This is a genomic window from Microcoleus sp. LAD1_D5, assembly GCF_036702115.1.
Taxonomy (GTDB): Bacteria; Cyanobacteriota; Cyanobacteriia; order Cyanobacteriales; family Microcoleaceae; genus Microcoleus.
The window spans coordinates 1-9,023 of the sequence record NZ_JAUBSA010000126.1 but is presented as its reverse complement, the minus strand read 5'-3'; the positions used below and the strand labels follow the sequence as shown (position 1 = coordinate 9,023).

General features: G+C 44.1%; 5 protein-coding genes and 1 pseudogene. 3 read left to right on the top strand and 3 right to left on the bottom strand.

All coding sequences use genetic code 11. The features are described 5' to 3' along the window. The first annotated feature begins 224 nt into the window (after window positions 1-224). The 3 genes and pseudogenes from QUA70_RS27200 (at window position 225) to QUA70_RS27190 (ending at window position 4,733) form a co-directional block, all read left to right on the top strand. Window positions 225-1,889 (top strand): annotated as a pseudogene (locus QUA70_RS27200) (IS1634 family transposase). Between the two features lie 668 nt (window positions 1,890-2,557). Continuing rightward, window positions 2,558-3,991, top strand: coding sequence for a phosphoglucomutase/phosphomannomutase family protein (locus QUA70_RS27195; RefSeq protein ID WP_333335966.1), 1,434 nt, complete (start codon window positions 2,558-2,560; stop codon window positions 3,989-3,991). 466 nt (window positions 3,992-4,457) lie between these two features. Next, complete coding sequence (locus QUA70_RS27190; protein WP_333335963.1) at window positions 4,458-4,733, top strand: LapA family protein; 276 nt, start codon at window positions 4,458-4,460, stop codon at window positions 4,731-4,733. Window positions 4,734-4,747: 14 nt separating this feature from the next. On the opposite strand, the gene QUA70_RS27185 is transcribed toward QUA70_RS27190, so the two are convergent. From QUA70_RS27185 to QUA70_RS27175, 3 genes are all read right to left on the bottom strand, one after another. Continuing rightward, a complete protein-coding gene (locus QUA70_RS27185) occupies window positions 4,748-5,734 on the bottom strand; it encodes a hypothetical protein (RefSeq protein WP_333335961.1) in 987 nt (328 codons plus the stop codon). Between the two features lie 154 nt (window positions 5,735-5,888). Beyond that, window positions 5,889-6,956: a hypothetical protein gene (locus tag QUA70_RS27180; RefSeq protein ID WP_333335958.1), complete on the bottom strand. Its 1,068-nt coding sequence runs from the start codon at window positions 6,954-6,956 to the stop codon at window positions 5,889-5,891. 559 nt (window positions 6,957-7,515) lie between these two features. Further along, window positions 7,516-8,190, bottom strand: a complete 675-nt coding sequence (locus QUA70_RS27175; RefSeq protein ID WP_333335957.1) for an Npun_F0813 family protein — start codon at window positions 8,188-8,190, stop codon at window positions 7,516-7,518. Window positions 8,191-9,023: the final 833 nt, after the last annotated feature.

The window sequence follows — 9,023 nt, the reverse complement described above, 5'->3', positions numbered from 1 at the left end:
GTCCGATACCTAGAAAGTAGACGACAATTATTTATCAATTCACTGTTTGGTTATTTTGTCAATGCGTAAGTCCTAAATTTTTTAATCCCACATTCCGCAGATATTCAAGCAGATTTAATTTCAAAGAAATTCAGAATTGCCAAAACCTCAAATGATTGCATAGCAATCATTTGAGGTTTTTTTAAGGTATAATAATTTGTGCCAGTATAGCAACCTTAAAAACTATGAAAAAGCCCTCTGAAGCTATAAATATCGTAAATTTAGACCATTTGGGAATAGTAGCAGGGATCATAGATGAAATGGAATTGGTAGAAGAAGTTAACAAAAAAGTGGGAATAAAAACTAAAGAAACCCTCAGTCCAGGACAAGTAATGAAAGCAATGATTTTGAACGGATTGGAATTTTTGAGCGCCCCAATCTACCTATTTGCCACATTTTTTGTGGGAAAAGCAACAGAACATCTAATTGGAGAAGGAGTGACACCGGAACAATTAAATGATGACAGAATTGGGAGAGCTTTAGACAAATATCATCAAGCTGGAACCACAAAATTATTCACGGCAATTGCCCTGAAAGCAGCGATGAAATTTCAAGTATCAATGAAAAGCGTTCACCTAGATAGCAGTTCAATATCAGTAGAAGGAGCATACAAAAACTGTCAGGGAAAAAGCCAGGAAGTTGAGGCAGAATCTGAAGATACAGAATCTTCCATGAAAACCATAAAAATCGTTCATGGCTATTCAAGAGATCGAAGACCGGATCTCAAACAATTTATCATTGATACGATCGTAAGTGGAGATGGAGACGTGCCATTATATCTCAAAATAGATGACGGAAGCGCCGACGATAAAAGTGTCTTTGTGTCAAGATTGAAAGAGTTTAAAAATCAGTGGACATTTGACGGAATCTGTGTAGCAGATAGTGCCTTATACACAGCGGAAAATTTGTCAGCAATGGCAGAAATGAAATGGATAACCAGAGTGCCATTAAGCATCAAATCAGCTCAAAATAAAATCTGCAACATTGAAGATAGTGACTGGGAAAACTCTCAAATAAAAGGCTATAAAATAGCAACCAGAACCAGTGAGTATGCCAACATCAAGCAAAGATGGCTAGTCAGAGAAAGTGAAATCAGAAAACAAGCAGCTCTTAAAAAAATAGTCAAGCAAGTAGATAAACAGTTAGAATCAGGCAAAGTCTCACTGCGTAAGCTATCCATACAAAAGTTGGCTTGTATTGCCGAGGCAGAAATTGCAATAAAAAAGTTATCAGACTCATGAAAATATCACCAAATAACAGAAATTAAATCCCAAGAAAAACCAGTTAAAACAACAAAAAAAAAAGCTCAAAGAATCGAGCAAGACACAGACAAGAGTCTATCAAGTAACGGGTGAAATAGAACCCCTAATTTCAGCAATCGAAGCGGAAAAAGTCAAAGCTGGGAGATTTATATTAGCCACAAATATCTTAGATACTAAAGCACTGAGCAATTCACAGGTATTATCGGAATACAAAGCGCAGCAAAGTAATGAGAGAGGATTTAGATTTATCAAAGATCCGTTATTTTTTACTGCCAGCGTATTCGTGAAAAAGCCGGAGCGAGTTGAAGCAAGCGGAATGATAATGGGACTGTGTTTGTTAGTGTATAACCTAGCGCAAAGGAAATTGAGACAACAATTAGAAGCTACCAATAAGCAAGTGAAGAATCAGGTAAAAAAATGACCAATAAGCCAACAATGCGCTGGATATTTCAGATGTTTCAGGCGGTGCATTTAGTGACGATAAATGGCTCGAATCAGGTCAGCAATTTAACCCAAGAACACCAAGATATCTTGCGGCATTTAGGAGAGTATTGCTGTCAATACTATTTAATATTTTCAAGTGAATAACGATTGAGATCGAGGTGTAGATATTGGTGAATAATTTTCATTAATTAGTCAAGACAATTTGCTTTTGGCATAAGTTTTCTTGCTTCAAAATATGAGTAGTCAAAATAAAATAGCAACATGAATATATGAGAAAAAGTTAATTATTTCCACTTACTTAGTTTAGGTAAATTTGACAAGCTTCTGTAATGCTAAAACTGCATAATTTCAGCCCAAAAGCGTTTCGCTTCCAAGTTTTCACAACTGATAAAAAAATCCGACCCACATCTGCGGAATGTGGGTTTAATCTAAAATCTAAAATCTCAATACTTCGGACAGTTTTTCTATGGCTGAATGACTTATCCTCGCTTGACTTGGAGCCACTGTGGGTAATTAAATCAAAGTCATGTTCACCCCTGACGCGGCATTTAATTCGACTTTTTCATGATCCTTAGCCTGTAAAGCTTGTAGTATCGTTCCAAAAACTGTCCGGAGTATTGAAATCTAAAATCTAAAATCTAAAATCGATTGACTTGTTCAAGTCCTGCTGGAGGCGGAAGCTTGGCGCTACAACGATAAGACTAGGTTGATGCGGGTTCCACTGGCGCTCGCTCCTCAAAAACAGCACGGCCACTAGGTCTTTAAGGCTATGCCTTCGGGTAGGATTAATAGGACGAGAGGAAGTGGATAAAATGAGCGCTAGCAGCAATTCAACAGAAATCAAGTTCGGAACCGATGGGTGGCGGGGACTGATTGCCCATGACTTTACTTTTGCCAACGTGCGAAAAGTCACCCGGGCGATCGCCAGTTACCTAGAAACCGCTTACACAAAAGACCGACCCGTTCTAGTCTCCTACGATACTCGCTTTTTGGCAGACGAGTTCGCCCGCACGGCGGCTGAAGTATTGGCAGATTTGGGATGGACTGTGAAAGTGGTCGATCGAGATTGCCCCACACCAGTCATCGCCTACAGCGCCAAGCATCTCAACTCTGCAGGAGCCCTGATGTTCACTGCTTCCCACAATCCCGCACCTTACTGTGGCATCAAATACATCCCCGACTACGCGGGGCCGGCCACCCCGGAAATTACTGATACAATTGTGGCAAATATTGCTGGTGCTTCTGATGCCCCAGCCAAAGGCAGCCACAACGATAAAATCTCCAGTTTTGACCCGAAACCCGAATATCTGAAGTTTCTCTATACTTTGATCGATGTAGAGCGGATTCGCTCTGCTAAGTTGAAGGTGAAATACGACGCCCTTTATTCCACTTCTCGCGGCTATCTCGACGGCGTTTTGGAACACTGCGGCTGCGATGTCGAAAGTTTTCACACCTACCGCGATGTGCTGTTTGGTGGTGGAATGCCGGAACCCAAGGGCGAACAGTTAGTTGAGTTGGTGGAAGCTGTTAAGAAGGATTCAGCGGATTTGGGTTTGGCTACGGATGGCGACAGCGATCGCTTTGGTATTGTTGACGAGTTGGGAAATGTCTTGACTCCAAACACTGTCCTGTTACTGCTGGCGCGTCACTTGGTTAAGAATAAAGGATTGACTGGGGCGATCGTCCGTACAGTCGCAACTACCCACTTGCTGGACAATTTGGCCGCCAAGTACGGTTTAACAATTTACGAAACCGCAGTCGGTTTTAAATATATCGGCGAAAAAATGCGGGAAACTGCGGTACTTATCGGTGGCGAAGAATCTGGCGGTTTGAGCGTTTTGGGTCACATTCCCGAAAAAGACGGTATTTTGGCTGATATGCTAGTTGCTGAGGCGATCGCCTATGAAGGCAAACCGCTTTCTCAGCTAGTCGAAGAAGCCATTAAAGAAGCCGACGGTCCCCTATACAACAAACGCTTGGACTTGCACCTAGAAGAAGCCCACAAAGCAGCAGTTTTGGAATCTTTTACCAAGAATCCCCCCACAGAAGTAGCAGGTATCGGCGTTAAGGAAATCGGCCGCAAAGACGGGATTAAACTTTATTTAGAAGACGGTGGCTGGGTACTGCTGCGGCCTTCGGGAACCGAACCTTTGATGCGCGTTTACATGGAAACCAATTCTGTGGAAAAAGAAACCAAAGTTGCCGAACACATGGAAAAGGTAATTTCTCAGTTAGAACCTGTTTAAATTTCCACCTATTCCAACGCGGGGTTTTTCTCTACCGCTTGAGATTGTGAGGTGCCCGCGGAGCACCTCACATCTTTTTGATAACTCTTGCAGATTATCTGAACATTAATCATCGATAATGGTCAGGTAGTTATATATTTGCAATACACGTGGATTTGTTAAAGTTTGGGATTGGTAAATTTATTTATTTTTAATTTTTTAATCAATTAAAAAATTAAAAATATTTTTTCCGCATCTACTTGACTTTTTTCCTAATCTTATTGTATATTATTAAATAATGGGATGTTTGAAAAAATAAAAATTTTACACACATGTAGATTGTCATACAAGTATAAGCTAATCCGCCTTTAAATTGCATGGTCAAATAAATTTTCACTCTTGTGGGGTGGGCATCCTGCCACCCCTCAAAATACAATTTAAATGCACAACAGCTTATAGGTTAAATTATTAGCATGTCAACCATTTTATGAAAACACTTCCTCTGGTCGCCATTAGTTTTTTAGTAGCAATTTTAGCAAGCGCTATCGCCATTCTGTCAGTGCAGAACGCCGCCCCAGTATCCTTAAACTTTATTTTTTTTAAATCGATACAAATGCCCGTAGGAGTAGTATTGGCAATGAGCATTAGTGCAGGACTGATCGGAGGTGCGCTACTGCAACCGCTGTGGAACCTTTCAGATTCCCAAAACTCTCGTCGTAAATTTCAGGCAAATCCAGAAGAATCCGACACCGTACAATATTAAATAGATTTAATCCCTTAGACGGAATATACCTGACCGTCAATCAGCAGCCGAGTAATTCCCTTAGCTCGCAAATAAGGCGCTGCTTTTTGCAGCATACTGCTGTCAGGAATCTTAAAAACTCTTTGATTGCGAGTAGCAAATCGGCGGGCCACTCGGTGATTGTCAAACACTGCTAGGGTTTTCTCGCGAATTTCTGCTGCCGGAATTTGACCGAGTTCACCAAAAGCTTTTAGAGGTCTAGTGATTAACTCCGCTGCCCGATCAACCACTAAATAGCAGATTTTGGGCAGAGATGCTTCGCTTAAAGGCAAAACTTGAATCAGTCCTGTACCCCGAAGCTCGATCAACTCGCCCGACGATAGTGAACCCAGGAGACTGCCTTCAGACAGAGAGTCTTCCTCCTCTATATCTTCGTCGAAGTCGTCATCTAAATCGTCTTCATCATCCTCCTCATCCTCATCGTCGTCCTCGAAATCGCTAAAATCTTCATCGGCCAGTAGCCCTTCTGCAGGCAGCACAGCCTTTAGTTCACCAGTCACAACAGCGCGGTGGCTGGGATCGGCAAGATTGGCTGCTTGGGCATCTGGCAAATCAGAAACATCCAAATCCGACTCTATATTCTCTCGAATTTCGAGTTCTGCAACTGGTTCAGGGACTGATCCAGAACGCTTTCGGATCGTCGGTCTCGAATTTGAGGCTGACTGCAGGACAGGGGCTGACTCCGACAGAGGGACAGCTACAGGATCGATTTCGCCATCTGCCGACGACTCAGTAGTCGCCTCTGTCGGTTCAGAAACACTGCTGCGATCGGACAAACGCTTTTGTTTTTGCTGGACTAGAAATTCGTATTCCGGCTCCGACAAAGCCCCCTGAAGGATGCGCCTCACAGTGGAACTGCTCACTCCGTAGCGCTTTGCCAGAGTGATAGTATTCTCGTTTGACTGTCGGTACAGCCTGATGAGTTCGCGTTTGTCTGAATCAGAGAGTTTTGTAGGCGTCATGCCAAGTTTTCCAGCAAAAAGACGTGAAAAGACGCAGGCTAGCAGTCAGCGAACTGTGATTTTTCATCTTCGATTTCAAGCTCAGAGATGCCGACAAGGGCAAAGAAGCTTTCGCGTCCCCATCGCTTGCCAAAGCAACCCCAATCTCCAATCGCTACGCTGCGCGACGACTGCGCCTGCTCTGACGAGAGCGGGTTGAGATGTCATGTTCCAAGATAGCTCCAATCCCAAACAGGATGGCGCTGAAAACAAAAAATACTTCCAGCAAACCGCCGCTTTGATAACTACCCTCAGCCTGAGTATCGCGCCATTTAAAGTACATATCTGCGATGTAAAGCGAAAAAGTTGCAGCCGCAATCATTCTCCAAGATTGGGAAAAACGTCCTCCCCAAAACGCCAGCAGCAGTGCAGTAGCAATAATCAGCAGAAAAACGTCCCCGACGATGTAAAACAAATTTATTGCGTTTTTGTGAGGCGCAAGTTGCTTGTCAAGTGCCATCACCCATGCCGGAGCTTTGATTTCTGCAGCTTCTGCTTCTGCTTCTGCTTCGGGTGCGGATGCAGCATCAGTCGCTGCTGCTTTTGGCTGTATCTTGGACGAATTGTCCAAAGCAGGCGCTCTTCCTGTGGCAGCGGTTGGTGGTGCAGATTCTGTCACTACTTCTTGAGTGGCTGCCCGAGGCATTCCTAGCTGGGCCCTCCAAGAGTCAGGTGCAGCAACCCAGATAGCTACAGCAATCCCGAAGGCTGCAATTCCCGCTAACAAACCCCACTGCCAAATTTCTAGATTAAGCCGCTTGGCAGTCACGGCTAGAACCATGCCCCCGATCAATGCCACATAACTGACCAGATAAAACGCATCTGCCGGGGACACGTCCGGGTCTAACTCGAAATAGAGTTCCCAAATCCCGAACAGCACGCCGGCTATGAAATAGAACAGCATCCCCAGACCTATGCCCAGCCAGACGTTGCGCCCGCTGACCATGTGGGGGCTTTGCCAGTTTCTAAAACAGACTAAAGCCGCTCCCAAGTATGCTCCGCATTCAAAAATAAGAGTGCCGATCGAGTACCAAAGAGGTAAACCCTTTTCTTCTGAGAGGGGGACGCTGAACAGCAAAAAGAACAGCAGCGCCATTACAGCCCAGACAATGCCCGCAATCACTAGGGTCTGAGCTGACAGTAAAGATGAAGATGTAGATGACTTTTCTGAAGTGCTACTCATAGGGATTCCACGAGACCTAACTAGCGGTTGAACGCACCCCATCTCAATCTTTGATTGTAGATGAGGATTCTTTCGCCAAAAAACATTAAAAAACATTGCTCTGACGCTTCCGGAATAACTGGCGTCCTCAGTGTGTCGTCGGGATTTGCGCCCTCGTACACTCTAGAAAGACTAACCAAGAATAATATCTATTTACTAATTCAATAAATTAGTCGTTAGTCGATCTTGTACCCGGAAATATAATGATAGAAATACGGTATATGTCTCCACCCTTAAGGTTTTTACAGTACCCAATCTATCTCTGAAATTCTACCATCAAAGGTTGAGGTATCTGTTTTTTTGCTTTCACACTCCCCCACTCATCTCAATAATTATGGGTGGGGACTGCGAGCGAAACTTAGTTAAATTGCCAGACCATAGGTGGCATCCAAACCGAATCAACAATTTGGTTGGTCAATACAAGTTGGCAATCCAACCTGTATATCGCGTAGCCCCTACAGTGCAATTATCTAAGCTCCATTATCTCGACCCAATTGTCTGAGCAATTGTCACAGATTTACTATCCTGCGATCCACAACTTGTTGAGGGCTGATTGTTTCAGCCAGTCTAGAAACTGAGTCCGATCCGGTGCTGGCATATCTTGCAGCACATCGCTCACTCCCTCCGCGAAGTCCGTATTGCCAAAATATGATTTGCCCAAGCGGTGGAGTTCTTGCAATAAGGTCTTGAGATGCTGCTCTTGCCAAGGAGGCACCTTGTGATTTTGCAAAGGACTAACGGTTAGCCAGTTTTTTATCGTATCAGGGGAGTCTGCCTGGGGGAAGTTTCCCTGCTGAAATACCTTGGCGATATCTTTCTGAAACGATGTGGCTTGCCTGGCGCCTAAAAGGTCTTCTACATCGAAGTAAACAGCTTGGAGTAGCAGCAGACAAGCCTGCGCGAACAGCGGTGCTTTGGCTGCTTCATTCCCTGCCGGTTCTTCACCGGCAAGCTGATCTAAACGGACTTTTCCCCAGACGCTATATCTATCCGGCTCTTCTAGCAGAACACAGGCTTTGCCTCGGTTGTCGGTTAAGTCCCGCCACAAGGCTCTGGCATCTTCTGCTTGCTTGCCGTTGAAGGCGCTGATTAGGCGAAAAGTCTGCCCCTGATAATTGAGAATGGGAATTTGTTGATCCCGTTTTGGGTGTTGATAATTGGTTATTTCAACATCCTGCCGTTTCAGAATAAACATGACACTGCGATTTGACTCCTGTCATGGCCGAGGTGCTGTGCTTTTGACACTCTCCAAGCCTAAAGGCGAGGGGATTCTTGATTCAACGAGTCCACTTAAATGAGCAGGATTGCCATCCTCAAGCGTTCCGATACTTTTTTGCTAACACATGCTAACAAATATCTAAGCTGAGATTGTTTCTCAACCTTGGCATATAAACTAATGCACGAAGGAAAATCTCCCGCGCACAACTTACGACTGCTGTACTGGCAACGCTTGATTTTCGCGATCGTGCCGATCGAGCGATTGACTATTTTGCTTTGATGCCATAGAGGAAGCTTATATATAGAGGCTCCGTACCATCAGGGATTTGCACCTGAGTCTTTCACTCCTAGTTCTACCACATTTTTCTCAAATATCAACTCGATCAGAAGGTTCGCATACATAGCTAAAGATCGGCACATTAGTCACTGTGGCTCAACAGCTATACAAAAATTGGCTAAATTTATCAAAAAATTGGGTTTAACACCCCGTCCTAAAAAGACGGCTTTGTGTTACAGTGGCGCCAAGTCGGGATAGGGAACTGCCACGACTCTAACCAGGTGGAAAACGTAAGACTATTTCGGTAGCGGATTTCGCTCTTAGTGTCAAGAATCACCGCACCTGATAGTCGGCTGCGATTCGTTCTCTTGAAAGGGTAGCAATGCCCAAAGATAGGAGGCAAGGAACATAGAAAGGAGTAATACCAATTTTACATGAAGTTGCATAGAATAAAGATACTGTTTAGAGGTGATGAGTTATGGCACGTCAACTGATTGTGGCGATCGCAGAAAGTGCAGAGAGTTTGGAGCAAC

Coding starts and splice junctions, on each gene's coding strand:
- QUA70_RS27175 (WP_333335957.1), bottom strand. CDS start 8,190: ATGTTTATTCTGAAACGGCAGGATGTTGAAATAACCAATTATCAACAC.
- QUA70_RS27185 (WP_333335961.1), bottom strand. CDS start 5,734: ATGACGCCTACAAAACTCTCTGATTCAGACAAACGCGAACTCATCAGG.
- QUA70_RS27195 (WP_333335966.1), top strand. CDS start 2,558: ATGAGCGCTAGCAGCAATTCAACAGAAATCAAGTTCGGAACCGATGGG.
- QUA70_RS27190 (WP_333335963.1), top strand. CDS start 4,458: ATGAAAACACTTCCTCTGGTCGCCATTAGTTTTTTAGTAGCAATTTTA.
- QUA70_RS27180 (WP_333335958.1), bottom strand. CDS start 6,956: ATGAGTAGCACTTCAGAAAAGTCATCTACATCTTCATCTTTACTGTCA.